Origin of the sequence: Pedobacter sp. UBA5917 (genome assembly GCF_002432345.1) — a bacterium.
Taxonomy (GTDB): domain Bacteria; phylum Bacteroidota; class Bacteroidia; order Sphingobacteriales; family Sphingobacteriaceae; genus Pedobacter.
Genome location: NZ_DJDT01000018.1, coordinates 1 through 24,567, shown reverse-complemented (window position 1 = coordinate 24,567; position 24,567 = coordinate 1). Strand labels below are relative to the sequence as shown.

Annotated in this window: 20 protein-coding genes; 9 read left to right on the top strand and 11 right to left on the bottom strand. The window is 42.0% G+C overall.

Features of this window, described 5'->3' with window-relative positions:
• The first annotated feature begins 1,016 nt into the window (after positions 1-1,016).
• The gene (locus tag B2V92_RS01260) at positions 1,017-1,613 is read left to right on the top strand and encodes a hypothetical protein (RefSeq protein ID WP_293304109.1); all 597 of its coding nucleotides are present in this window, start codon (positions 1,017-1,019) and stop codon (positions 1,611-1,613) included.
• A gap of 4 nt (positions 1,614-1,617) precedes the next feature.
• The gene (locus tag B2V92_RS01255) at positions 1,618-2,382 is read left to right on the top strand and encodes a protein-glutamine glutaminase family protein (protein ID WP_293304108.1); all 765 of its coding nucleotides are present in this window, start codon (positions 1,618-1,620) and stop codon (positions 2,380-2,382) included.
• A gap of 220 nt (positions 2,383-2,602) precedes the next feature.
• On the opposite strand, the gene B2V92_RS01250 is transcribed toward B2V92_RS01255, so the two are convergent.
• The 4 genes from B2V92_RS01250 to B2V92_RS01235 form a co-directional block, all read right to left on the bottom strand.
• Positions 2,603-3,688, bottom strand: coding sequence for a 6-bladed beta-propeller (locus B2V92_RS01250; RefSeq protein WP_293304107.1), 1,086 nt, complete (start codon positions 3,686-3,688; stop codon positions 2,603-2,605).
• Positions 3,685-3,990, bottom strand: a complete 306-nt coding sequence (locus tag B2V92_RS01245) for a hypothetical protein (RefSeq protein WP_293304105.1) — start codon at positions 3,988-3,990, stop codon at positions 3,685-3,687. The genes B2V92_RS01250 and B2V92_RS01245 overlap by 4 nt, the downstream gene beginning before the upstream one ends.
• On the bottom strand, positions 3,983-5,131 hold the full coding sequence (locus tag B2V92_RS01240; protein WP_293304103.1) for a hypothetical protein: 1,149 nt from the start codon (positions 5,129-5,131) through the stop codon (positions 3,983-3,985). Before B2V92_RS01240 ends, B2V92_RS01245 begins: the two co-directional genes overlap by 8 nt.
• Positions 5,132-5,314: 183 nt before the next feature.
• Complete coding sequence (locus B2V92_RS01235) at positions 5,315-6,835, bottom strand: hypothetical protein (RefSeq protein ID WP_293304101.1); 1,521 nt, start codon at positions 6,833-6,835, stop codon at positions 5,315-5,317.
• Between the two features lie 303 nt (positions 6,836-7,138).
• On the opposite strand from B2V92_RS01235, the gene B2V92_RS01230 reads away from it, so the two are divergent.
• Together B2V92_RS01230 and B2V92_RS01225 are read left to right on the top strand one after the other, a co-directional pair.
• Positions 7,139-8,770 carry a hypothetical protein gene (locus B2V92_RS01230; protein WP_293304099.1) on the top strand — a complete coding sequence of 544 codons (1,632 nt, stop codon included), beginning with the start codon at positions 7,139-7,141 and terminating at the stop codon, positions 8,768-8,770.
• The gene (locus B2V92_RS01225; RefSeq protein WP_293304098.1) at positions 8,712-9,425 is read left to right on the top strand and encodes a carboxypeptidase-like regulatory domain-containing protein; all 714 of its coding nucleotides are present in this window, start codon (positions 8,712-8,714) and stop codon (positions 9,423-9,425) included. The genes B2V92_RS01230 and B2V92_RS01225 overlap by 59 nt, the downstream gene beginning before the upstream one ends.
• A gap of 1,833 nt (positions 9,426-11,258) precedes the next feature.
• Here the strand turns inward: B2V92_RS01225 and B2V92_RS01220 are convergent.
• The 3 genes from B2V92_RS01220 to B2V92_RS01210 all read right to left on the bottom strand — a co-directional run bounded on the left by B2V92_RS01220 (position 11,259) and on the right by B2V92_RS01210 (position 13,084).
• Complete coding sequence (locus B2V92_RS01220) at positions 11,259-11,894, bottom strand: hypothetical protein (protein WP_293304096.1); 636 nt, start codon at positions 11,892-11,894, stop codon at positions 11,259-11,261.
• A 12-nt stretch (positions 11,895-11,906) separates the two neighbouring features.
• Positions 11,907-12,077 (bottom strand): hypothetical protein, encoded by a 171-nt coding sequence (locus tag B2V92_RS01215; protein WP_293304094.1) that lies wholly within the window; start codon positions 12,075-12,077, stop codon positions 11,907-11,909.
• A gap of 815 nt (positions 12,078-12,892) precedes the next feature.
• Entirely contained in the window at positions 12,893-13,084 is a 192-nt protein-coding gene (locus B2V92_RS01210; RefSeq protein ID WP_293304092.1) for a cold-shock protein, read from the bottom strand.
• Between the two features lie 435 nt (positions 13,085-13,519).
• Here B2V92_RS01210 and B2V92_RS01205 point away from each other — a divergent pair, with 435 nt between their 5' ends.
• From B2V92_RS01205 to B2V92_RS01185, 5 genes are all read left to right on the top strand, one after another.
• Positions 13,520-13,777 carry a helix-turn-helix domain-containing protein gene (locus tag B2V92_RS01205; protein ID WP_293304090.1) on the top strand — a complete coding sequence of 86 codons (258 nt, stop codon included), beginning with the start codon at positions 13,520-13,522 and terminating at the stop codon, positions 13,775-13,777.
• A gap of 411 nt (positions 13,778-14,188) precedes the next feature.
• Positions 14,189-14,929 carry a LytR/AlgR family response regulator transcription factor gene (locus B2V92_RS01200; RefSeq protein ID WP_293304089.1) on the top strand — a complete coding sequence of 247 codons (741 nt, stop codon included), beginning with the start codon at positions 14,189-14,191 and terminating at the stop codon, positions 14,927-14,929.
• Between the two features lie 246 nt (positions 14,930-15,175).
• A complete protein-coding gene (locus tag B2V92_RS01195; RefSeq protein ID WP_293304087.1) occupies positions 15,176-16,273 on the top strand; it encodes a sensor histidine kinase in 1,098 nt (365 codons plus the stop codon).
• Positions 16,274-16,431: 158 nt separating this feature from the next.
• Positions 16,432-16,749 (top strand): winged helix-turn-helix transcriptional regulator, encoded by a 318-nt coding sequence (locus tag B2V92_RS01190; RefSeq protein WP_293304085.1) that lies wholly within the window; start codon positions 16,432-16,434, stop codon positions 16,747-16,749.
• Between the two features lie 303 nt (positions 16,750-17,052).
• Entirely contained in the window at positions 17,053-17,505 is a 453-nt protein-coding gene (locus B2V92_RS01185; protein ID WP_293304083.1) for a family 43 glycosylhydrolase, read from the top strand.
• A 286-nt stretch (positions 17,506-17,791) separates the two neighbouring features.
• Here B2V92_RS01185 and B2V92_RS01180 read toward each other — a convergent pair whose 3' ends face one another.
• From B2V92_RS01180 to B2V92_RS01165, 4 genes are all read right to left on the bottom strand, one after another.
• The gene (locus B2V92_RS01180) at positions 17,792-19,645 is read right to left on the bottom strand and encodes a RagB/SusD family nutrient uptake outer membrane protein (protein WP_293304081.1); all 1,854 of its coding nucleotides are present in this window, start codon (positions 19,643-19,645) and stop codon (positions 17,792-17,794) included.
• A 77-nt stretch (positions 19,646-19,722) separates the two neighbouring features.
• The gene (locus tag B2V92_RS01175; RefSeq protein ID WP_293304079.1) at positions 19,723-23,100 is read right to left on the bottom strand and encodes a SusC/RagA family TonB-linked outer membrane protein; all 3,378 of its coding nucleotides are present in this window, start codon (positions 23,098-23,100) and stop codon (positions 19,723-19,725) included.
• 166 nt (positions 23,101-23,266) lie between these two features.
• Positions 23,267-24,202 (bottom strand): FecR family protein, encoded by a 936-nt coding sequence (locus B2V92_RS01170; protein ID WP_293304077.1) that lies wholly within the window; start codon positions 24,200-24,202, stop codon positions 23,267-23,269.
• Positions 24,203-24,354: 152 nt separating this feature from the next.
• Positions 24,355-24,567 (bottom strand): hypothetical protein (locus B2V92_RS01165; protein ID WP_293304076.1); only part of this gene is annotated, 213 nt, incomplete at its 5' end.

Sequence of the window (24,567 nt, the reverse complement as noted above, 5' to 3'; positions counted from 1 at the left end):
CTTTTGGAACAAAAGATACAGCAAATGGCCCGGCCCGCAGGGGACAGCCAAAATAAAATCCCAGAAATACAAGATAGATAAGGTTAATAAAATTGCTCTCCAGAGCCAAGAGAATAAAATACCGCAAGCCGAATTGAAACAGATACCAGCAACAATAGAATCAAACAAATAACAAGAGTGAATTCCTCAATTGATTTTACCCCCCTCACCTCCACCTATCCCTCCACCGCATAAAATCCTCAAACTCCCTCCTGCGTCTCCTCCTCTTATCCCTGTTCCAAAAATACGCCACCACAAAAAGTACCCAGCAGCCCTTAGCCATTACGATCAACAGTACAGAATACCGGGTATTTTGCCCCAAGCGCCCCGACCATACAGCAGAAGCTAACAAAAACAGTCAGTATAAATTTTCCGAACCAGTTCATAACGATATAGTTGAACAGAATCAATCAACAGGAACTTATGCCCTGATTAATCCTTTCAGAAAATTTATCAATCCTTAACCAAAGACCCGAATTAACGTGGTGAAACGGCCAGTCACCGTGGCGAAATGGATATCTACCGTGACGAAACACTCACCCCCGAATAAAATCCCCCCACCATACTATACCCAATATTATCCTGATAAACCTAAATTACAAACGATCACCACCGTGGTGAAACAGCCAGTCACCGTGGTGAAAGACATATGAAAACAAAAAAAAGAAAAATAAGCACACAAAAGGCTCTGACTACAGGCTATTCATCTGGCACATTTCAAGTTGCAACTTTTTGTTTCAGCAGATTTTATCTTATTTTCAAACATAGCCGGCATCAGCGCTGCACTTAAGGATTTATGGGAACATCTCTTTCAACTATTTTAATATTCCTTCCCGTTACCACTATGCACATTACATTGTTAAACATCATAAAATCAATTTATTACTATAACAAAACACAAATTAGCATTATATTTGAAAGCAATAGCCGTGGCCTCCCAATGCTACGGCAAATTAACCCTCTTAAACTCGTATCCTATGAAACGTGCATTGTTTTTTGTGCTCTTTTTTGCCGGTTTTTTTTCAGTTGTGGCCCAGCAAAAAGTCAGCGTAAAGCCGATATTTATTGATAGCAGCTTCGACAGCATTTCAAAAGTGAAAGCTTATGAATCGGTGAAGATTCTCGATTCTGTTTTTAATTCAGATGCTTTCGAAGAACTTGTGCTGGCCGAAAAATTTACAGTCGGCAACAATAGCCTTTCCAGTGTCGATATACTTGATCTGATCAGAGGTGGGGCCGACAACTTTAAGGGAAGCCCTAAAGATTATTCAATTGACCTGAGACTGGGCGTTTATGATGCATATAAAGGCGGCAAAGAGTATGGTAATACAAAGATGGCTTCCAGGATTACCTATACCCACCGTTGTTACATTATTAAAAATGCAACCAGGTGTTATGCTTCCCACCTCGCACATGAATATATGCATGAAATCGGATTTTATGATGTGAAGAGCTGGGAAGGAGTCCGGCGTACAAAGGCAAACAGTGTCCCATATAAAATCGGAAATATCGTTGCCAGGATAATCGGAAAACCCAGCGGCTGTTCCTATCAAACCTCAACATGTAAAAAGTAAAAAAATGAAAAAATCCATCATCTTATTGCTTTCTGTCAGCATTTTAATAATGGGCCACTCCTACGCACAGAATAGTATGGCCACTCTCCCAACTTTCGATAGCCTCTTCATTTCTCCCAAGACTGTGGCAGAGGCCGGGCAGGCATTCGATCTGATAAAAAACGCACCCATATTTCTTTCATCAAAACGTGAAAAGGCCAATAACTGTGAAAACAGAGCGGAGTTCACCTATTTTGTCCTTGAAAAAATGGGCTTTAAACCGATTAATTTCTGGATTTTCAAAGAAGGATTGGTCGAGCCTAAATACAGCACCGCCAGGGAAGTCCGCCGGAGTAACGGGCTTGCCTTCAATACCAGTACATCAGGCAGGGATATGGTTTTTTGGGGCTACCACGTCGCTGCCGGTTTGATCGTCCAGAACGGTATGCATCCTGATACACTGGTTTTCGATCCATGGACCCAGGGAAAACTGACTACTTTAAAGCAATGGTCAACCAGTTTTTTCCAGGAACCGGCCGGACGCACGGTTTATATTTTTCCGGTAACAGGCCAGTACCGTTTCTATGGAACAACCACGATCGGTCAGGTCAGTAACATGAAGGAAGATTGGATTAAAAATCTGGATACCGATTTTAACCAGATGTACTGCGGGCTCTGCGGTATCACGCCGAACGAAAAATGTTCAAAGGCCAGATTCAGAAATACAATACTTGCAAAAAAAGAAGAGATAAGTGCTTACTTAAGATCGAAAAAGATTTCCCTGGAATAAAAAATCTCAGGCTGCACAGACCAATTTGGTTGACCCCGTTACACCAATTTTTTATAGTTATAAATGCTTTGAAGATAGGCTGTTTCTAATAAATTTTTATTGGTAACATGGGGTCAATTAACAGCGGTTTATCCACATTTGACAAAATCCCAAGTTTATTCGCTACTTAGTATTTTGCCAAATTCCCATTTTTAAAAGATTTAATATGCATTTACTAAACTTAAATTCCAGCTTTACGCAGATGGTAGAGCATAAGCAACATATTCCCATAGGCTTTTTTCCTTTTATCAATAATATTGTAAATGGGAACTACAAACCGGTCTCCAATATTTCCAACCGGTATTATTTCATTGAATCCTGCATTAATCCCTGTTCCAGATCCGAGACCGGCGATGTTTTTATTATTTTTCTTTGACTGTAAAAAGTAGCCATACTGACCTTTAAAAACGAAGGAGAAAATCCTGTAGGTAATTGTTTCAGCCAGAAGCCGGGTGTTGAATACATAGGGAAACAGATATAGGTTATCTGCAGCAATGATAGAACCCAGATCGGCATCAGATAAGCTGTAATTACCAAAGTCGATTTTTAGAATTTCTGATATACCCCTGGTGTTGACATGGTTGAGTGTAGTCCCGAACGTTGGAATAAAATATATTTCAGGCCCATTAATGAAAAATCTGGTACCGGGGTAATAATCAGCTTCTTTATTATCTGTTGGTATCTTTAGCAGACGCCCGGCGATATTAAGGTTTTTATCGAGCATTGTAAATTCATAATCACCCCCATCATCCCCTTCGGTTTTTATTCCTGCGGTGTAGCTTAAATATGTTGAATCACTTAGGGCAATGCACTCCAGGCTTGTGATACCTATCTTTCTTTGATGCATGTATTTACCGTCCATGGTGTAAAATGCCAGGAGGTTATTTTCACGCTCGAATACGATCAGCCTGTTATCCCGTAATTGAAAGCCGTCGATAGTCCGGTCGATAAGATATTCAAACTTTCCAGAATTGGAAAAAGCATATAAACGCTTTCGGGCACTGCTAGATAGGAATATCCTGCTTCCTGATTTTTCCAGCCTGTCTATTTTACCTATTTTCTCAGGACATCCATAAAGGTTGAGATATGACACTGAATCGATAAGACTATCGATGTTAAAAATATGTTTGTCAAAGTTTATATTTGAAACTGCCGTCCGGCCCTTCATTATCTTCAGCTCCTTTATTATCTTGTTATCAAGATGTTGGCTATAATATATAAGTAAAATTATTAAAACGCTGAATAGTATTATAATGTGTTTTTTCATCTGTTTTTTTGTGTCGGGAATTTTATATACTTAATGGAAAGGCTGTGTCTGTAGATTTTAGCTTCCATTTTTTTCTCTCTGTAACTAAAACTGACCTGTACAGTGTCTTCAACACCAGTTCTATAAATTTTTCTTGCTTCCGGCGTGGGGTCATTCCAGGTTCCAAACGCCTGATAAGCATAAAAGTCGCTAAGCCTTATGCTGGATAACCGGTAATCTTTAAATGCGATTACCAGATTTATAGCCATCATTATTAAAAGCAGTAATAGTCCAATTATAGTTTTTAGCTTTTTTTTAGTCATTCTTGTTTTTAAGATTTTTTTTTATTTCGTTAAAGTCTTTTCGTTGCAGAATCGTATCGCGGAATGACTTTTTAAGGCTCACTGTATTTTTCCACACATTTAGATGGAAATGGGAATAGAGACCGAAACCTATCAGGAGACTGATGAACAGGATATTCCATAATTGCTTTAAATAGTGCCCTTTTTTTAATGCAGTTTGATAGGCAAAGGCAAAAATGAAACAGATCCCGATAGAAGAAAGATATGCATAACGGTCGGCAACGACTGCATAACGGCTTAAATTCAACAAATTCAGAACGATCCCCACGTGTATAAAAAAGAACAGAAAGCCAAATTGTAGCCACTTCCGTACAAGATAGTCTTTCAGGAAATATATGCACAGACTTAAAAAAAACGGATATATAAAGAGCCAGACAGGTATAATTTCGCCAGGTTCAAATGGGAAGGGATAAAGGTAGGAAATCTTTGCCGGCAGCGTACATTTGGTAAGATATTCCATAAATGTGTAACCAGCCAGTGCGAATCTCTCAGTGATCGAATAAGTGTAATGAAACTTTGTACCAGGATCTATCTCCTGGGATGAAACAGAAAGAAGTCCGAAATAGATTGCGAGTATGATGTAAGGCAGCTTTTCGTACCATATAATCTCCTCTTTCATGTTTCTACAGCAGATATAGTCCAGCAAAAGCATACATAGCGGCAGCGTAACCGCCTGCTCCTTTGCCCCGAAAGAAAATATGAAGCATAGCATACAAAGATAGTAACTATAGTTTTTCTTTGAAACTATATAGTCCAGGTAGGCAATCAGCGATAACAGATAAAAAAAAGAATAAATAAGGATTTTTGAGGCGGCTATCCATGCTGCAGGTTCAGCATTTACCGGATGCAGGCCGAATATAGCTGCTGATATAAAAGCAATGTTTGACGATTCTTCTAATCCTTTGCCAAATGCGGTGGAACAGAGCTTTTTGATGAAACAATAAACGGCAACAACATTCAATACATGGAAAAATATGCCTGCAAAATGAAAAGCTGCTGCGTTGTATCCAAAAAGCGAATAAATTGTTGTGTAGTATAACTGGTTGATTGGAGCATATTGCCCGTGATAAAAATCCTGAAGAATGGCGCTAAGGTTACCCAATTCGAATCCCCCCTCGGTGTAATGGTTAATTGCGACCCACTGGTCATCCCAGCCGGTTTGAAAACCGAAAGAGACAACCCTGAAGTAACAGGCAGAAACTAGTAAAATCAGGTAAAAGATGTGTTTTTTTTCGAAAAAGAGCTGAAAAAGGGCAGGCATAGTATTTTGTCGGAGTTATCAGGTTTAATGGCTTTCACCAATTACAAATAGCTTGAGTGCGTCCCCTTCATGTAACGGATCATAAGCCGCTGAAAACAGCTGCCAGGGTATATTACCTTGACCGACCAAAGCCGACGCATGCATAGCTTTCAACTTTTCCTTCGTTCTTATCCCTATGGTTTCTGAGCCAGGAAGGATCAGCAGATTGATGCTCCCATCCAAAAGTTTTGAACTGAAGTCCGGTTGCCAGATCGATGTAATCCGGTTGACAATTATATTTCCGGGTCTGTAAAAATTGTGTGCATAATTCATAAATGGATCATAGGGGTCTGTTTCAAACGAGGTAAGCAGATTGACTTTCCTATCGCGGTAGTGCTGATAAAGGTACTGTGCAATCATTGTTTCCCCGTTCCTGGTGCTTCTGGTGACAACCCTGAACATGAGGATAAAATTGAAAATTATCAGTGGCCAGGCAAGATATTTTAAAGCTCCAACCATCCTTCTGTCGGTAACCCCACTTAGCGCACTGAAAAACAATATGGGGCATAAGTTTGCCAATGGGAAAAGAAAGCGGAGTTCTTTGTGGGGAATGACCATATGTATAAGCAGGAAAGGCAGGGTAGCCCAGATAATTGGCGATTGAGGTCGCGTTATAAGTAGAAAGAGATAAGCGCTGAGTAAGATAATGCCCAAAGGCCAGCCCGGTGCAAACACAATATAACCGATTATTGTATACCAGGGTGAGGTGCCGTATTTAGAGGCAATGTCCATAAGTATATTGGCATTAAAATAATTGTATATCGATACCGTGTAAACACCGTAACACCATTTATCTATTAAAACTCCGACCAGTAGAATACCAATCAATGCAGAAAAACCGATAATAACTGCTTTTAACCGGACTTTTTTAACAAAATACATCCATGAAAACAGGCCTAATGCCAGAAAACCGCATTGATAACGACATAGAACAGAAATGCCCAGGAAAATACCTATGCGAAATGAAAGTGCATTATCTGTGACGGTCCGCCTGGTTGCAAGCGCGTAGGCAAATATAAAAAAGATACCGGCCCAGCTTTCAGAAGAAAACCGTACGTTGATATACGGGAGAAACCAGCACAGGTGGCAAAAAATATATAATGCATATTTATGGTTCTTAGCCAAAAGCAGATCAGCACTTTTCAACAATTCCCTGATGGCAATAATCGAAAGAAGTGCAGTAAGAAGCCGGAGGCTAAAAGCCATTACAAATGGATTATTAATCCCTGCAGCACCAAGAGTTGAGAAAATTATATAACAAATGAGGGGCTGAAATCCAGACCTGATTTTTGCTGCAAATTCCCAGGGTAATTCGCTCCGCGGAAGCAATCCCCGTTTAAAATTTGCAAACTGAATAATCTGGTAATGTTCGTCGGGATGATGGTACCCGCTGCTAAAATAAGATGCTGTCAGATAAACGACAAGGGCGGCAGCTGTGATAAGGATGGGAGGATAAACCGAAGGGTCTCCCATCCAATGGATAAATTGTTTTTTTGAGCGTCTCATTCTGGGTAAGATGGACAGTCCCTTTGCTAAGATTGTCCATTTTGCAATTTTAGGAAAAAATCTTTTCAAACCACTAAATATCGGCAGAGCCTATCATCATGAAAGGGAGTTTGAAAGATTGTAAATCCTGGTGGGCTAAATTCGGGGAAGCAGATACGCCCCCAGCCAACCTAGGTGGGGCTTAATTTAATTTTACTCATTTTTGATTGAACTAAAATGTTTTAGTAATATAATTGTTACATGGTTTTCTCTCTTTCGATTGACCGATAAGATATTTTTGACCGTCAAATTAAAATTACGCTCATGAATAAGAAATCTCTGCTCTCCGGATCGGTTATACTATTAATTTCGTTAATTATTTTTTCCTGTAGAAGGGAAATAAGTGATTTCGTCGGTGATCAAAGTTCTGTGTCCACAGCCGCCTTGGAAAATGCAAAGATCTTTTATCAAAGTCACGCAACGATGACAGAGGAACTTTACCAGCAGTACGAGAGAAAAACACTCAAACTCCGCAAAAGACCTAACCGTAAAAATTTTATCAGGCTTCGTCCGCTCTGGCATGCTGCAAAAAGTTTTGATCTATCAAGCGGACAACTGATCGTTGTACCGACTTATGAAAAACAGATCAGTAGTAAAAAGGTGAACGTTAGGAGATTTTTTGTGTTCCATGCGTCTGGTAATTCGGTAAAAGATGGTGAAATCATTGAAATTGTCGGGATGGACTATAACTTGAAAGACAAACTTGATCAAATTTTACCAGCGCTTGGGCAGCAACGTATGATTGACTTTACAGGTGCAGTTCTGGAATATGATTTAAATTATTATTATAAAAAAAGTAGGTTGTACAAAAACGGACAGATTAGCAGCCTAAATGGAAAATTTACAGGCATGGATCCCAAGCTCGCCAGTTCCAGGGGACCGATAGGGACAGGTACCAGTACGGCTTTCGGAGGGGATACCAGCGGGGGTGGTGATACAGGCGGGCAAACCTCCATAAGTCATTCCGGACCGTGTACAATTGTTTATTGGTATACCTGGCAGGTTGATCCGCAGGGAAATATCTTTAATGAAAATTATCAGTTCCTTTATTTTGAGGGAGACTGTTCCGGTCCGAGTACTCCAGGTGGAAATACTGGTGGAAACTCAGGTGGCGATACTGATCCAACGAATACGGGTGGAGTTGGCACAACCACCGGGGACAGTACCGGAGGAAGTGGCGGATACGGGGGAAACACGGATCCAGCCCCCCAGAACGATTTCCAGTTTCTCCATAATATCGATTCGGAAAAACTTAAGCCCTGCTTTAAAACGATGTTAGAAGCTGCGACCGATATTAACGGCGCAGGGGTAACAGCTGCGATAAGATCATTTACCATGGAGACACCAGGATTTAACTGGGTGCTTAAGGATGGGACCCTTTCTGAAGGAACAAATGGCCAAACCCAATTGTATGATAGGACCGCAAAATCGGTAACAACAACATTTGACTCTGAGAAATTTAAAAATGCATCGGATTTGGCAATTATGAGAACCATTTTACATGAAGCTGCACATGCTTATCTGGTTACCTATTTCGCAAACGATACACAGCATGCAAACGAGGAATATGTTTATCTTTTTGAACGATATACAAGCGCGAAACATGGCGATTTGAATGATGAGCACCACAACCAATTCACAAGGAGTTTCGTGTTGGACATTGCAGTTACGCTAAGAGAATATGGCGATACCAAAGGTTATACATTTAGCTCAAATTTTGCAAAAGAAATGTTTTATGGTGACCTTGCATGGGGAGGTTTGACGGATACCGATGCCTTTCTTAAATTGCCGTTAAATGAACGCACAAGAATTAAGAATACTTTGAATTCGGAACAGTATGGTAAAGATTCTAGCGGCAATGATATGCCACATAAAGGAAATAGCGGAGGGTGTTAATATGAAAAAGCTTCTCTTTTTGCTCCTTTTTGGATCTTTAGCATGTTCTGCGCAGGAAATTAAAGGACGATACAAAGTTCTGTCTGGACCCGACGAGGGGTTAAAGATATTTGAATTTAACAGAGGTAACTTCACCTTTTCCTCAGAAGGACATATGGGGATAAAGATGTTGGGAAAAGGCTTTTATACTTCTGGAAAAGGCAATTTGATCCTCCACTACTCAAAACAGAAAGACGCTGATACTTCTGTTTACAATATACTGTCGGAGAAAACGGACGGCAACACTGCCAGGGTTGAGGTAACAGTCAGAGATTCCAGCGGAAATAAGATGGTTGGCTACGTTTCACTGTGTGATAAAAACAAAAATAGGTTGTTTACAACATTAACGGATACTAATGGCCATTATCGCTTTACCGTTTTTAGCAGTTTATCCGCAGGATACTTGTTGATAGACTTTCTCGGCTATTCTCCTGTTGTAATCCCAATAGCCAAGCTTTTGGAGCAGCGTTCGACTATAAGTGTACAGCTCCGTGAACAGAGGAAGGTATACAAGCAGGATATTACCGAAACCTATCGTGTTGTAGAAAACAGCCAAAACAGGCTTGTCTTATTATCAGACAAGCTAGGAAAAATTACGTTGATACATGATAAGTAACAATTTGTACTAAGCATATAGATCAATATTTGCATACTTCAGGAAAAATGGACACCCGTTCCGTTTTCAACCTGACGCTCTATTTATCTTCAAAGTTACGCCCAATTCCGGAACAAAGTGGCCTTTTTAGTTGCCTCAGCAACTTTTTTAGACTATAGTATCGAGAATTAATTCGTCAAATCTAAGCGAAATTGGAATCTCTAGGGAGCTCTTATAGTTAAAACTATGGTGATTAATCCATCAGCTCTTCAGAGCTGCTTATATCACATTTTTTGAGATTTCGTAACTTGCTCCGGGCAGCGGCCGCGAAAATCCATTCCCTGCTAAGACTACCCAGCACCCAATCATAGACCAAAACCACAACCTTTCCACTTGGAGCAGTGACCTGCGCCACTCCACAACATTTTCACGCGGCTATAAGCAAAAAAAATCGGCCGGAGCCGATAGGCCGCAAGGGAGCATGGGGAACAATACTAAAATTCCGATACACGATATCATTTGCCCCGCCGATCCCCTGAAACATCCTATTACAGGTAGGATTGCCCGGAATTGATGGTCAGGACAATCCGGATTTATTCCCAGGGCAGGATGCTAGGTATAATGACGTGTTAACATTTATCTTAACATATCCGGCGTGGATCAACCCTTCCAATACCACGGCCTATAGTAATTTTTTGTGCGTGGATGACCAATTATATCAGGAATATTGTTTTAGAAGAGTGCCTTCACAGCAAATACCCTAACACAGATACTGATAAGAACACCCATGATAACCACATGGATATGTCTAAATGTTCCTGATTATGGTGCCGGCACAATTTTGCCATTTACAGGTTACCCGATAATGATGTATTCCCGGTTATCTACAATACCCTAATTCTTTTTTGTCATGCCTTTCCCAAACGATCCCAACTATCCCGTTCATCCCTGTTCCCGTTCCGTTCCGGCCCGATGCGAAGGCCCCGTTCAGGTTCTTGTTCCTGATACAGCCCAACCTCCGGTAACCTTTCCCAGTCTCCCGCCAGCTTCTACCATACAAAGCGATTCAAGTTGCGTTATTACAGGTTGTTTCTCAGAGAAAATCCCAAAAAAAAGGATTATTTTATATTTACCCTCAGACTTTACCCTCCCCTACCGCGAACATACAGGGCATCGTTCCAGGACAAAAAATGTAGCAAATGGCCCAGCGCGCAGGGGGGCAGCTAAATAAATCCAATATCCCTTACCTACATCAACAACAATCCTTGTTTTACTGATACTTAATTAGTAAATCCATTTGATAAAATTGGCAGATAATGAAAAGCCAACAATAGAGTAGGTAAAACCAAAAACTTTGAATGATGACTGAAAATAGTTTGAAAATTGATGTAGACCAGAAAACTATCTCAGGAGGGTATGAAGAAATCTGATTTCAAACCATGTCATCTCATACCCATAGCAATTGTATTGATCATGGTAGCTTCCCTGATTTTTATAATGGCTACTGCATTGAAAATTTATTTTTAACCCCCGTTTGAAATCTAACCGTTGGTTATTTTCAATTTCATCAATTGATGGTGATCGGTTGATCTAAGTAAAAGTTAAAGAATCGGAGAGTCTGGCCACAATAAATATGGTAGAGATTCTATGAGGAGCAGATGCGGCACACCTTGAAACAAACGATATGGCAAATTGCCCGCGCGCAGGGCACAGTCAAAAGATAAATAAAAGCTAAACAATTAAACTATCTCATGAAGGAAAAAAGAGTGATTTCCCGTTTTAATTCAATAGAAGTTTCCCGGTCAATAATCACAAATACAGATTATACCCAAAAACAGTTGTTAAAACCGCGATTTAAACCGGCCATCTAATCTCTTTTCTCGGCATAAAGAATCCTTTTATGCAATTGGAGTTGCGTATACAGATCTGGATATGGCTTTTATCAAAAATCCCCGAACCGGTAAAAGCGGGGCCACCCTCTGTAAATATTCCACGGGTGGAATCATAAATGGCATACTCACTATATCCTTTAGCATTTAGATCAGCTTTATATCCATCTAATATTCTGGAGTGCATGTACTCCAGAACGGTACAGTCAAGTTCACGAAGGAGCATATCCTTATGCTTATCAGCTTTTAGATCTTTATTTACCGGAAGGGGTATACCAATATCCGCGAAATCCTCCTTTAAGTTTTGATAATAAGATTTTACCACCTCAATAGAATTTCTGTCGGTCAGGTCACAACAGTTACCCAGCTGGATTACAGCACCTACTACAGCAGGGTTTGTGATGGTCCCACGCTTCCTTTTATCATTTGCCCATTCCAGTGCACGTCCATAATTGTTCTCCCAGAAATAAATCCCGTGACCCAGCCAATCATAAACCTCCTTACTGGTCTTGTATTTATTCGGGTAAAGCAAAAGCTGATCACGAACGCTCTGATCGCATCCATGAAAGCCCAAAATAAGGTTAGGCCGCTGATTGTACATTTAAAAAAGAGATTATTTTTGCTTCGAAAAAGAGGCTAATGCAGGGTAATTTTTCGTGTAATTACCGTTCTTATCAACAATGCCAGCATTGACTAATCTAGCCATAGCAGCTTCCCTGGACGAATCCATGCCTCTTTCTTTTTTTGCAAGATCGATTAATTTTTGACTGTCCTTATTACTCATGCTATCTGTATATCGTAATTGAAATACTGTAAACCCATCATTGATTACACCAAGGCCACTGAGATTCCATATAACTCAAACCGCAGCTTATGCTCCATGATTATTACTATTGCCAATAACATATCTATCTTTAGCAATATCACCACCTCTCACAGGGCCCTGTAACCTGATGCAAATATACAAAAATATAGCAAGACTTACATCAACAGCTTCAGTTAGTTGTTTAGGATCGGCATCTCCTTTCTTACAGACAATCTCCAGAACATATTGTTTGTGGAGAGCACTATCATCCTCCTTCGCATAGTATCCATCATGATACTCTCCTTAGATTAGACTTATCTATTGACCAAGGTCTTCACAAGCATCTTCTCTGGAGAACTATCTCCTATAGCGCCAGTAAGACCACAGTGTAGTCAATGGGCAGAATGCAGATCTTTTTGGGTTAGCATTATTTTATTAACTTGCTATAATTAACTCCTCTTGATGCATGAAAATTAAACGCTCCTTTTACATCATAGGAACAGCGCTCAACGGTAACCACCAACACCCTAAAACCTAAACAGGGGACATCGCATACCTGAAGGGTACCTCCACTGCAGAAAATAACGGAAAAAATCCGAAGCCGTGAAAACCTCTCGCTGGGATAAATGCTGCTATAGATACCTGGCCATGAAACAGACCCAGAACATAAAAAGGACATCTGTTCAGCCTGCCTGCCAGCGAAGGCTAATTCAATAAATTATTTAAAGGCAAAAACAAAAAAAGTGCAGGAAGTTGAACTTCATGCACTCCACAACGAAACTATTGGAATAGGGTTACACCAATCTCACATTCACTGCATTTGGCCCTTTCTTGCCATCCTGAATGTCGAAAGTCACCTCATCATTTTCCCTCACATCGTCCTTTAGACCAGAAACGTGAACAAAAAACTCCTTGCCTGTACCCTCTTCCACTACAAATCCGAACCCTTTTGATTCATTAAAAAATTTTACTTTACCTGATGCCATAATAACTGTTTTTCTTTAAGATATTTATTCTGCAAGTTATCAAAATAAGTTGGAAAGTTTTTAGCTACGGGATAAGACCCTGGTACTTATGCCGAAGGTTACACGGGTTCCGCATTTGTGCTACCCATTTCCTTCCATACTGCCAGGATGTTTCTGATCAGGGTGGAGCGCTGATCTTAGATCAAATATCTTTTCTGCACAACAACAAAACGATTAGATTGCGGACAGCAAGTCCCCCTTACAACTTCTAAATGTAAAATCCAAAAAACAGGGCAGGCACAATTATTTTGCCTAAATCATGAACCTGCACAAGCAGACCTGCCCTGTCCGTTTAACGGATAAACAAATCTAATAAAAAATCCTCAAACGTCAAGTAATTACATGACACCAACGAGCGGATAAAATTTGACATTGGCGAACTCAAGAAAGTAACCGATGATCAGTGAGAAAGAAAAGGAAATCCTAAAAAAATTCGGCGCACACCTGAAAAAACTAAAAGAAGCCAGAAACCTTTCTTACAGACAGTTCTATGCCAACAGCGGCGTAAATACAGGTGATATCATCAAATACGAGAACGGTTCGACCGCACCGGATATCATTACTATCAAAAGACTTGCAGTGGGATTAAGGATCCACCCTTCACAGCTTCTGGATTTCGAATTCGGTGTCGACTTTGCGGCAGGGCTTGAATAAAAGCAGATTCCGCTCCCAAACCAACATACAAAACAATCTCCCCGCAGCAAAGCCTTGGTTAAGACGGGCCGGGCGTTTACATCGACACCTCTTTTCAGGACAGCAACCAACCCTCAGCGCGATATACCTTTTAACGAATTATCTGCTGGAAGGTATTTCAAAAGCCGATCCAACTCCCGCCCAATGATCTCAGAACCGTTAGGTGTGAACACCTATTTCAGAACCAATATGGGTTATGGAGAAGTTATAGCATCTTAAACCCCAGACCTATTCGCTAAACCATAAGTATATACAGAATCAAAATACTTATTTTTGATATGTTAAATAATACATAACGATATCAAATGCATTACAAAAACATTCTTTACAGGAATATTTACTAAATTAGTGTTGCCTAAATTATCCTGTACTATGAAAAATCCAATTCCCTGTATCATCGTCGATGATAACAGCAGTGCAATCAGCACTATTACGGCATATGCCTCGGAAATGCCCCAGCTTGATCTTAAAAAAAGCTACACCAAACCGATCATTGCCATGGGAGAACTATCCGGCGAAAAAATCCCCCACCTGATCTATATGGACATTGACATGCCGGGCATGTCTGGGATCGAACTTGCCAACAGCCTTCGGGACCTTCCCCACCACGTCATTTTTACCACTTCCTACCCCGACTTCGCCATTGAAGCATTTGATCTCAGGGCGAGGCACTACCTGCTAAAACCATTCAACCTTTCCGAATTTGCACGCAAAACCGAGGTGGTGATCAGGGAATTTTTTGATACCCTTGAGCTGGATAATGAAACCGAGGATGCGTTTCTGCTGCGCAAAGAAATCGATAGCAAAAGGCTCATCAAAGTGCCAAAGGCTGACATCATTTACATACAGGGCGCAAACAACCACATCCACTTTTATACCACAGGCGGCGACTACTCGGTTTATATGACCTTTAGCGAAATCCTGGAGCGACTGTCCGGACAACAGAAATTTTACCATGTCCAGCGTTCTTACATCATCAATACCGACCAGCTGGACGAAATAGAAGGGAACACCATATACCTGAAAGGTTACCAGGTGATCATGTCCCCGCTCTATAATGCCCCATTCATGAAATGGGTCAATGGGATCTGGCTCAAAACGCGCAGGAGATAAACCATCATCCCGATCTCCGCCCGCTGTTATGGGTCGTGGTGATCAGGGTCAGTGTCGTGGTGGTAGGATCTGTGGTTTCCCGGCCACGGGCCGCCGCAGAGCGGAAAACAAACACTGTTTTCCTGCTCAATTTTACTCTGTTAGGTGTTTTCATGAAAGGAAACTAGCTGCCTGAAAACCCTAAAAAGACCTCCCGTGGCCAAGTACGGGATACCCTTGGTGAAACCCCTAAAACTGCAGAAAAAAATGAAAGAAATTATCCGAAAATACCGCTGGCACCCCCTGATCTGGACACTGTTCGCAGCCTATGAAATTATCTCGCTCTGGACCGTCCATGGATTGCTTGCAGACCCGAAAAATTACCTGGTCCACTACGTGATCAATATTTCACTGTCCTACGTGGCCTCCTCAGCCATATTACCTTCCGCACTTGGGGGCGCAAACAGAAAATACCTGATGCTGTTCATATCGGCTATTGGCGCCCTGATCACCTATCTGATGATCAGCAACCTGGCAGACAAGCTCCTTGGCTATGTAAGTGATGCAGACTTTTTTGGCAGTTCCGGAATTGATGAAATTTTCATTGCCGCTACCATCTGGAGGGGAATTTATTTTTTAGGTATAGGAACAACAATATTCCTCTTCCAGAACCGGGTCACCATCCTTAAGAAATCGGCTGCCCTGGAAAAAAAAGCATCAGAGGATGAACTTCATAAGTCCAGACAGGCACTCGAACTTGCCAACGCCAGAAACGCCTATCTGAGGTCACAGATCAATCCCCATTTTATGCTCAGTAGCCTGACCTACATCCACGACATGACCAGGGAATTATCCCCGGGAGTTGCCGAGACAGTGTGGTACCTTTCCAAGCTCCTGCGGTACGCACTCTCCAGCGAACGCGGCCCGGAGAAAATCTGCATTGCCACTGAAATCCAGCAGGTGGAGAACCTGCTGATGCTCAGCCGGATCAAAGAAACCCAGACCTACATTGAATTCAACTGCCAGACCGAAGCAGAGCAGGCGCAGATCATCCCCTTTGTGCTGTTATCACTTGTGGAGAACATGCTCAAACATGGCGATCTGAGTAACCCTGAACATCCCGGCTCGATCACTGTCCAAAAACAACAGGGCATGCTGCTTATCGAGACACAGAACCTAAAAAGCAGCGGGATCAATGACAACGGGCTCCATACCGGGCTTTCCAATATCACGCAGCGGCTTGCCCACACCTACCATGACCTGGGAAGGCTAAGCTACTCCAAAAACGACAAGCTATATTTCCGGGCTTCCGTCAGTATTCCCTTTGAAAAAGTCGACACCAAAAACCCTTTAAATCAAATTTAGCGATGTAATACAACAGCTTCCCTACTAATGATCAATACTTTAATAGGCAATGGGCACAACCTCGTATTGGCATCAAAGATAACTACCTTAGCTAAATAAAATATAGTAGTATAACAAAGTATAGTAGTATAGTTTGTTATAGTTTAATTGAGAAAAATATGGAAGTAACAGAAAAGGGCAAAGGCATTTCTGAAATCGATTGTGCCGAGAGATTGTTGGCCGTAGGCGATGCGTTATATGCAATTGGGGGAAAATGGAAATTAAGGGTGATAATCGCTCTGGCAAATGGTTTTCGGAGATTCAACGATATCCAGTGTAACATTCCGGGAATCTCTCCGCGTGCGCTGTCAATTGAACTAAAGGAGTTAGAAGCTAATGGATTTCTGAAAAGGACTGTTTATGCTGAAGCCACACCAGTGACTGTAGAATATGAACTTACTAGCTATAGCCATACTTTCGCCGAAATACCCAGTTAGGTGTTAAACGAGCCGATTGACCATTTTGAAGCGAAATAGAGTTAACAATATAGACCGAAAAAGCTGGCCACTATACGCGAAAACAGTGGATAGTATTGCTGAAATCCTAAAAAAGTTTCCTCCAAAAAAAATTAACAACCAGTTTCCTTATTTAATGAAAAAACTGGACTACCAACCATTCGACTATCAATACTACATTTGTGATGACTTGGCTTGGCCAGATTTTAATGAAACGTCAGCCAGGGCGAAAGTCAAAAGCACTATAATATAAATCAGCCCCAGGCAACTCGTGATGGACAAGTAATGAAAGAAATATTCTCTCCTGTAATCTTTTTTATTTTTTCCTGTTCTTTTCCGCTATTTGCCCAAAAACGTAATGTTGATCTTGATGTTTTTGCACAAAAAACCGGAAACCCCATCATTCCAGGATATCTGGCTGATGCTTCTATTTTCTATGACTTCAGAACGGATACTTTTTTAGCGTATGGGACCAACGACGGGAATGGCGGAGAGAACGTATTTCCTGCGCAGGTCTGGTATTCAAAAGACGGAAAAAAATGGACAAATATGATTTTAACCCTACCAAAAGAATGGACAACAGCGGCAGGAACAAAATACATATGGGCACCGAGCATTACTTATCATCCCACTACCGGTAAATACTATCTGATGTATAGCATCGATGATATAGAAATTGGCCAGAATAATCTGGTATTGCGACTGTCAATTCCCCGGATATACCAACAACAACCCTGACCCAGCCAATTCCGCCATGTAAGTCTTTAACCGATACCCTTTCGCCCCCAATTACTAAGTAAAATGGTTTCTGCATCATGGTTTTTAATGGAAGGTTAATCCAAAATTGGAATGCATGTTTCAATTTGGACAGTATACTCAATTCCCCCATTTTGGAATGATATTCCGAACCGTCATATACGCACACTTCCTGCCTGGGTAGCCGATAAGTTTGGATAGCACAAAAGCTGCTGCATTCTGCTTACAGAACAGCAGCTTTTGTCAGGTTAACCGTATGCGGTATGCCTTACCAACCAAAATTCTGTTTCAGGTCCGGACTTCTGTCAATCTCGGTCTGTGGTATCGGCATGAGGTAGTGTTTATCGGTGAATACCCTGTCCTGTATCGTTACCGGTTTATACAGTACGGCAACACCTGCAGCTTCGCTATTGATGTCCAATCCCGTTGCGCTTAACTCTGCTGTCGAAGGGCGGGCATTTAAAACGTGAAGCTGGCCGTTATCAACATTCCTGGCGATAAGCCAACGCCTTACATCCCAAAAACGGTGTCCTTCAAAAGCAAATTCTATCCTGTATTCATTCTGTATACGGCGGCGCATTCCATCTTTGGTCTGGTCGGCAGGTAAAATGGGAAGTTGTGGCATCGCTACCCTGCTTCTCACCAAATTTACATATTGGTAAACGCTTGCGTCCGGGGCAGATAAGTATTCGTTCATCGCCTCTGCATAACTTAAATAAATTTCTGCAAGTCGGAATATGGGAAAATTCCTTCTTCCGGTGCCCGTATTGGCATTTCTATCCACCTCCGGCGATATCCATTTCCTTACGTTATATCCCCAGGGATTTGTTCCTGATTTACTGGTTGCCCATCCATCAGTTTGCCCGTTACCACTGCCCCACCATGCGAATTTCGTACCTCTTTTCATTGCATCGAAACGCCACAGCGAATATTGAAAAAATATAGATGCATAGAATCGTGGATCACGGTTCTTATACATGTTCGAAATGTTATTTGCCGTCTGAAATTTTAATCCATCCCACATCTGGCCACTCCAGGTCCCGCTGGTTACATATTGGGAGCCCGGCTCATTGATCGGATAACCGTTATTCATTTCGTAAGCATCAACGAGCTCCTGCAGGGGTGTAAATTTACCGCTGCCCTTAAATGGCGGGCCATTGGGCAATTGGGTACTTTCAACATCCACATTGTTGGTAATGATCCTCGGTAAAATGGTTTCAGTATAATCTCGGGTATAAAATTGTGCTGCATAATTTTGCACGGGGTTGGACGGGAAGGGATTATAGAGACTATAAATACCCAAATCGATTACTTCCTTTGCGGCATCGGCAGCTTTTTTCCATTTTTCCCTATCATATGTAGTGTTAAAAAGCTGCTTACCATCTGCATTTCTAATATTGGCATACAGGGGATTGCCATTGAATAATGGGCTGGCCACAGTTAATAATATCCTTGTTTTCAATGCCAGCGCAGCACCTTTTGTAATACGTCCAATTTGTGCATCAGCCTGGCTAAGCGGCAATATTTTAGCTATGGCATCACACTCTGAGGTAATAAAACCTACGATTTCATCAACAGAGTTACGGGTATACTGTGTCTTTCCAAGATCGTTGGGGTCTATATCTGCCGGACTGGTCAGTAACGGAACGGCTCCGTATCTTCTAAAAAGCTCAAAATAGTACTGTGCCCTTAAAAAACGCGCTTCGGCTTTATAACGCGGCACCCAGATTTCGTAATAGGCCTGCCTGTCCAAAGGGATGGGAACCAGATCTATACGTGCTATAAAAATATTTGCCCGTCTGATATCCTGGTATTTACCGGCCCAGTTTCCCAGGGGATTATCGGTAATGCTCCAGCTGCCCAAATTAAACTTATAGGCATTTATAGCCCCTCCGTTATCGAACCAATGGTGGTACGACTCATCCGTATAAGCAGTGATATCAGATCCCATATCGTTTGGCAGGGCATTATAAAGCCTGGCGAGTGCCTGCTCTGCAAGGTTGATGTTGGAATAAACATCATCTTCGGTGGTATACTCTGAGGGTACTACATCCAGGTATTTTTTACAGGCCGGGGCCGTTAAAAGAAGCATGGATAAAAATATTATATGTATTTGTTTCATCTTTTTAGAATTTTGTGATAGGTGTGATGAAGTTTTTGCTCGTTCATGTTGGATAATTTCTGCCTTTGGCTTTTTATTTACATGGCCACATTTAAGCCAAAATTGAGAACCCTCTGCTGGGGGTAACTACCGAAACCGTCGGGCATCTCAGGATCGAATATTTTCAGTTTATCCAAGGTGTATAAGTTGGTGCCGCTGGCAAAAAACCTGATATTGGTGAGTTTCAACCTCCGTGTAAGCGGTTTTGGCAGGGTATAACCGAGCTCAACATTTTTTAGCCTCAAATAATCTGATGATTTTAACCAGAATGTCGAATTCTGATTGTTGTTTACATTATTTGAAGACGATATTCTTGGCCAACGGGCATTTACATCCGGATTTTCAGCAGTCCAGCGGCTCTCCAGATAATCGGCCAGAACAGAGCTGTTTGAAGAAAAGGCCCATGCAGAAGTACCGTTTAACCATCTATAACCTCCCCTGGCCCCCTGAAGCAGGGCATTGAAATCAAATTGTTTAAAGGAATAACTGATGGTAAAACCGATAATCGATTTTGGCGCTGTGGCTTTCCCCAGATACCCCTCATCCTGACTGTTGATTACCCCATCTTTGTTCCGGTCCAGATATTTGATATCACCCGGTACAATTTTGCCATACTGCTGTGTGGGACTGCTGTTAATATCGGCCTGATCCTTAAAAAGCCCGATCGCTGTTAGGCCATAGGCTTCAAAAACCTGCGTACCTTTTAAGCCTTTATAAGCTAGCGTATAATTTGGTTCTGCCGCATAATCTATATTATTGGTGGCATAAGAGTAAGATGCCCTTAACATAATACTCTGGTTTGCGAACTTTTTGCGCCAGGTGAGTTCTGTTTCGAATCCCTTATTGCTTACCCTGCCCGCATTGATGGCGGGCAGGTTCTGTACTCCTGTTACATCGGGGATAACAGATGCAGTAGTTAAAATGGAGGTACGTTTTTCAGAAAAGATATCACCTGTAAATTGGATAGCATTGTTGAAAAGCCCAAGTTCGAGACCGATGTTTGCTTTTTTCGCCCTTTCCCAGGTCAGGTATTCGTTACCGGTGGCACTTTCCTGCGTACTGGCATAGCTATCGCCATCAGCAGCCAGGCCAAACTGATAGCCATTGCTCCCACCCGTTGTCCAGGTGCTTAAATAGGCAAAACGGCCAACACTGTTGTCTACCCCGACAATACCGTAGGAGCCCCTGAGTTTTACCAGGTTGAAGGTTTTGGAGTTTTTGAGAAATTTTTCATTGGAAACAATCCATGCTGCCGATCCCGCCGGGAAAAAACCCATACGATGACCTACCTTGAAATTTTCGGAGCCATTATAGCCGGCATCAAATTCAAGCACATACCTGCTATCATATGCATAGTTTAAACGGCCTACCAGTCCCAACTGTTTATAGGGCAGTGCGCCAATGGCATCACCGGCAGTGGTAAAACTTTGCGATTGGTTGTACCTGACCATCCCTGTCACTGCATGTTTTTGGTCAAATACCCTATCGTAGTTAAGGTATCCTTCGTAAGTTGACTTCCTGCTCGTATTGGCCGCGGCTATATTGAAGCCCAGCAGTCCTGTGCCGGTGGTAACCTGGGTATAGGTTCCCTTGCCCAGGTCCGTTTCCTGGTCATTGCCCAGGGAATAAACATAAGTAGAGTAACTTCTGGCCCTGGTGAGGTTGCGGTAACTCTGCGAATCGAAGGCAAACCGTGTCCTTGCACTAAGCCCTTTGGTAATGAAAGACATATCAAGTTTAAATCCCGCAATGGCACCCAGGGTGTTTTCGAACAGTTTTTGATAACCGAACTGGGTAAGCCTGCCGTAAGGATTGGCCGGTGAGTCCTTTTTTCCGGCTATAGATCCGTTCGGATTGGTCATCGGATAAATATAGGAAGGGGTATTTCTAAGTTCTGCCCAAAAAGCATCACCCGATTCATTTGGGTAATTGCGGTCACGCACCACATCGCTCAGGTTCAGTTCCATGGTAAGGTGTTTGGTGATATCGATATCAACATTGCTCCTGAAATTGTATTTGTTTAAATAAGCATTGATGTTATAGGCGTTCAGATCATCAAATTTATATAGCCCTTCCTGTCCCAGATAGGACATGGATACAAAATACCGTGCGGTAGATGAACCCCCGCTCACATTCAGGTTGGTCTGGTTCATCATGGAATTCGGTTTCAGCAACTCCTTATGCCAATCCACATTGGGATAGAGATACTGATAGCTTGGCTTACTGCGGTCCCTGAACTTATCGATGTAGGCATCGGTATATAGGTTATAATTCAATCCATCGTTCATCAGGCCCTCCCTGAAAAGTTTAAGGGCGTCATAAGAATCCAGATATTCAGGTAACCTTACCGGCGACTGGCTTGCTATCTGTGTGGTTAAGGATAATACAGGCTTACCGGTTTTACCTCTTTTGGTGGTAACCAAAACCACACCATTAGCCCCTTTCATCCCAAATACGGCCGTTGCTGCAGCATCTTTCAAAATGCTTACATCCTCTACCTCGTTGGCATCAATGCGGTCTATGGCGTTTTCAATTCCGTCCACCAGGATTAAAGGGCTTTTACCCTGATAAGTACCAAAACCCCTGATATACAGCGTAGATCCGTCTGCCCCGGGTTCACCGCTATTCTGTATGGTAACCAGCCCGGGCAACCTGCCCGCCAGACTATTGGTTAAACTTGCTGTTGGGGTACGAAGCATCTCCTTGCTTGAAACCGATGTGAGCGCACCGGTAACCTTTGTTTTGGTCTGTGTACCATAGCCGACGATCACTACGTCTTCCAACATTGCTTTATCTTCGAGCAGGCTGACCCGTATGTAATTTTTTGCTTTTACGGCAATTTCGCGTCTGAGGTAACCAACAGAGAAAAAAACCAGTGTGGCATTTTCAGGAACCTTGATCACATAGTTCCCGTTCTGATCGGAAGTGGCACCCAGGCCCTGCACCCCTTTAACAGTAATATTTACCCCGGGAAGCCCTACCCCGGTAGAATCGGTAACCACACCCCTCACCTCAATATCTCTCTGGTTCAGATCCGCAGTTTTGGCCGTCCTTTTTATGATGACCACATCATCTACAAGGGAAAATGAAAAGTTATTTTTGAACAGAATCTCCTGTAATACGCCGGACAGTTTTTCGTTCCTAAAATCATAAGTCAGTTTGATATCATCTCTTAAAAGTACATCAGGATAAGCGAATTTGACACTTGTTTTTTTAGAAATCAGCTCAAGGGCTTTTTTAAAACTTATATTTTCTGCCTTTAATGTGAGCGTTGTATTCAAAATCTTTTGACTATAGGAGACATTAGCAAAGGCAAGTGAGCAGAATACACAAAGTGTGCATACTATTACGGTGCTATACTTCATGAGGATATAGGGATAATATAATACTCTATGATCTAATAGAGATTTTTTCATAGTTTTACATGTTAACGTGAAAATGGAATAGCCGCTTGCATTGATTTCTCAGGTCCTGGCAAACGTGCTGTTGTTAATTTTTGCATTTCAGCCCGGGTCAAACTTTTTGGCCTGGGTTCTTTTTGGTTATCATTAACTCTTCATAAGATTGTATGGGTTTATCTGGTTAGCAGCTCTTTCCGCTCAGTATGTAAATGCCGTTTTTATATTCATAACGTCCATCTATCAATCGGGAAAGCACTTTTAATAGTTTATCCAAACTCGGATTGTTCAGTTCTGCGGTGATCCTGCAGTCTTTCAGGTGGCGCGGTATTTGGATTTTGACATCGTAGCCACGCTCAATTTCCGCGGCTACCTCGGCCAGCCTGCGGCTTTTGTATAATATTTTTCTTTCATGCCAGGCTACCAGCTCATTTACATCAACCGGATACGGGTTGCTTATACTATCGCTCCTTTTATCAAAAAGAACCTGGTGGTTGGGCAGTAATATCCTTGTTTGCCGAAGGGCTTTGTCATGTTTTTTTTGATAAACACTGACTTTGCCAGTCACTACCGTTACGGATATGTTTTCGTTGGAATAGGCGCTAATATTAAAACTTGTGCCCAGTACCTGGGTGTTCAGTTTATCTGTATGGATAATAAAAGGTTTGCTTTTATCGTGTGCCACTTTAAAAAAAGCCTCACCGCTTAATGACACCTCGCGGGTATTGCCTACAAATTTTTCCGGATACCTTAACCTGCTATCGGCATTTAAATAAACGATTGTACCATCGACCAGGGTCAGACTGACGATTTTACCCCTACCTACCTTTTTTTCCAGCATGGCCAGCGGTTGTCCGGTGGCTGGTCCATTATCCTGCTGCCGATAAATCAGAAAACAAACGGCGCCGAAAAGCAGGACCGATGCGGCAACCCTGAAGAGTTTAAGGTATTTGCGGTTTCTTGTTTTATTGTCTATGCTATCCAGAATGTTGGAGTATACCTTATCGTGTTCAAAAGTTGTCTTTATATCCAAACGGAAACTATCTTTCTGTGCCTCATCGAAATAAGCATCCAACTTACTTTCGATAGCTTCTATTTGTTTTGATTTATCTTTCTCCATGTTATTATTGTGTATGATGCAATTTTCGGTGCCAGCCCCCAAAACTTTTTTATTTTTTTTTATAATTTAAAAAGATAACATCCAAGGGAATATAATAATCCCCTCCTGTAAACAGATCAAAGGCATTTATCTTGCTGTCTGATCAATCACGGTCATTCCAATATCGATGAAGTATGGTGTATACTATCGAAATATTTTTTCACCAGTTTCTTTCCGGGTATCCCGGATCCAGAAAGCGCCCCACGGGCGCCGGCATGCAAAACTTCATTATCCCGGGACAGGAAGTTGCAGGAGGAAGGGCAACGGGAAATCCCGCCGGCCGGAACGGAAACCAGGAAAACATGGATCAAGCGGAAAAGTTGGGG

Bases quoted from the DNA above. Each gene is read 5' to 3' on its own strand.
- B2V92_RS01260 (WP_293304109.1), top strand. From the start codon at position 1,017: ATGAAACGTGCATTGTTTTTTGTGCTCTTTTTTGCCGGTTTTTTTTCA.
- B2V92_RS01255 (WP_293304108.1), top strand. From the start codon at position 1,618: ATGAAAAAATCCATCATCTTATTGCTTTCTGTCAGCATTTTAATAATG.
- B2V92_RS01250 (WP_293304107.1), bottom strand. From the start codon at position 3,688: ATGAAAAAACACATTATAATACTATTCAGCGTTTTAATAATTTTACTT.
- B2V92_RS01245 (WP_293304105.1), bottom strand. From the start codon at position 3,990: ATGACTAAAAAAAAGCTAAAAACTATAATTGGACTATTACTGCTTTTA.
- B2V92_RS01235 (WP_293304101.1), bottom strand. From the start codon at position 6,835: ATGAGACGCTCAAAAAAACAATTTATCCATTGGATGGGAGACCCTTCG.
- B2V92_RS01230 (WP_293304099.1), top strand. From the start codon at position 7,139: ATGAATAAGAAATCTCTGCTCTCCGGATCGGTTATACTATTAATTTCG.
- B2V92_RS01225 (WP_293304098.1), top strand. From the start codon at position 8,712: ATGGTAAAGATTCTAGCGGCAATGATATGCCACATAAAGGAAATAGCG.
- B2V92_RS01220 (WP_293304096.1), bottom strand. From the start codon at position 11,894: ATGTACAATCAGCGGCCTAACCTTATTTTGGGCTTTCATGGATGCGAT.
- B2V92_RS01215 (WP_293304094.1), bottom strand. From the start codon at position 12,077: ATGAGTAATAAGGACAGTCAAAAATTAATCGATCTTGCAAAAAAAGAA.
- B2V92_RS01210 (WP_293304092.1), bottom strand. From the start codon at position 13,084: ATGGCATCAGGTAAAGTAAAATTTTTTAATGAATCAAAAGGGTTCGGA.
- B2V92_RS01205 (WP_293304090.1), top strand. From the start codon at position 13,520: ATGATCAGTGAGAAAGAAAAGGAAATCCTAAAAAAATTCGGCGCACAC.
- B2V92_RS01200 (WP_293304089.1), top strand. From the start codon at position 14,189: ATGAAAAATCCAATTCCCTGTATCATCGTCGATGATAACAGCAGTGCA.
- B2V92_RS01195 (WP_293304087.1), top strand. From the start codon at position 15,176: ATGAAAGAAATTATCCGAAAATACCGCTGGCACCCCCTGATCTGGACA.
- B2V92_RS01190 (WP_293304085.1), top strand. From the start codon at position 16,432: ATGGAAGTAACAGAAAAGGGCAAAGGCATTTCTGAAATCGATTGTGCC.
- B2V92_RS01185 (WP_293304083.1), top strand. From the start codon at position 17,053: ATGAAAGAAATATTCTCTCCTGTAATCTTTTTTATTTTTTCCTGTTCT.
- B2V92_RS01180 (WP_293304081.1), bottom strand. From the start codon at position 19,645: ATGAAACAAATACATATAATATTTTTATCCATGCTTCTTTTAACGGCC.
- B2V92_RS01175 (WP_293304079.1), bottom strand. From the start codon at position 23,100: ATGAAAAAATCTCTATTAGATCATAGAGTATTATATTATCCCTATATC.
- B2V92_RS01170 (WP_293304077.1), bottom strand. From the start codon at position 24,202: ATGGAGAAAGATAAATCAAAACAAATAGAAGCTATCGAAAGTAAGTTG.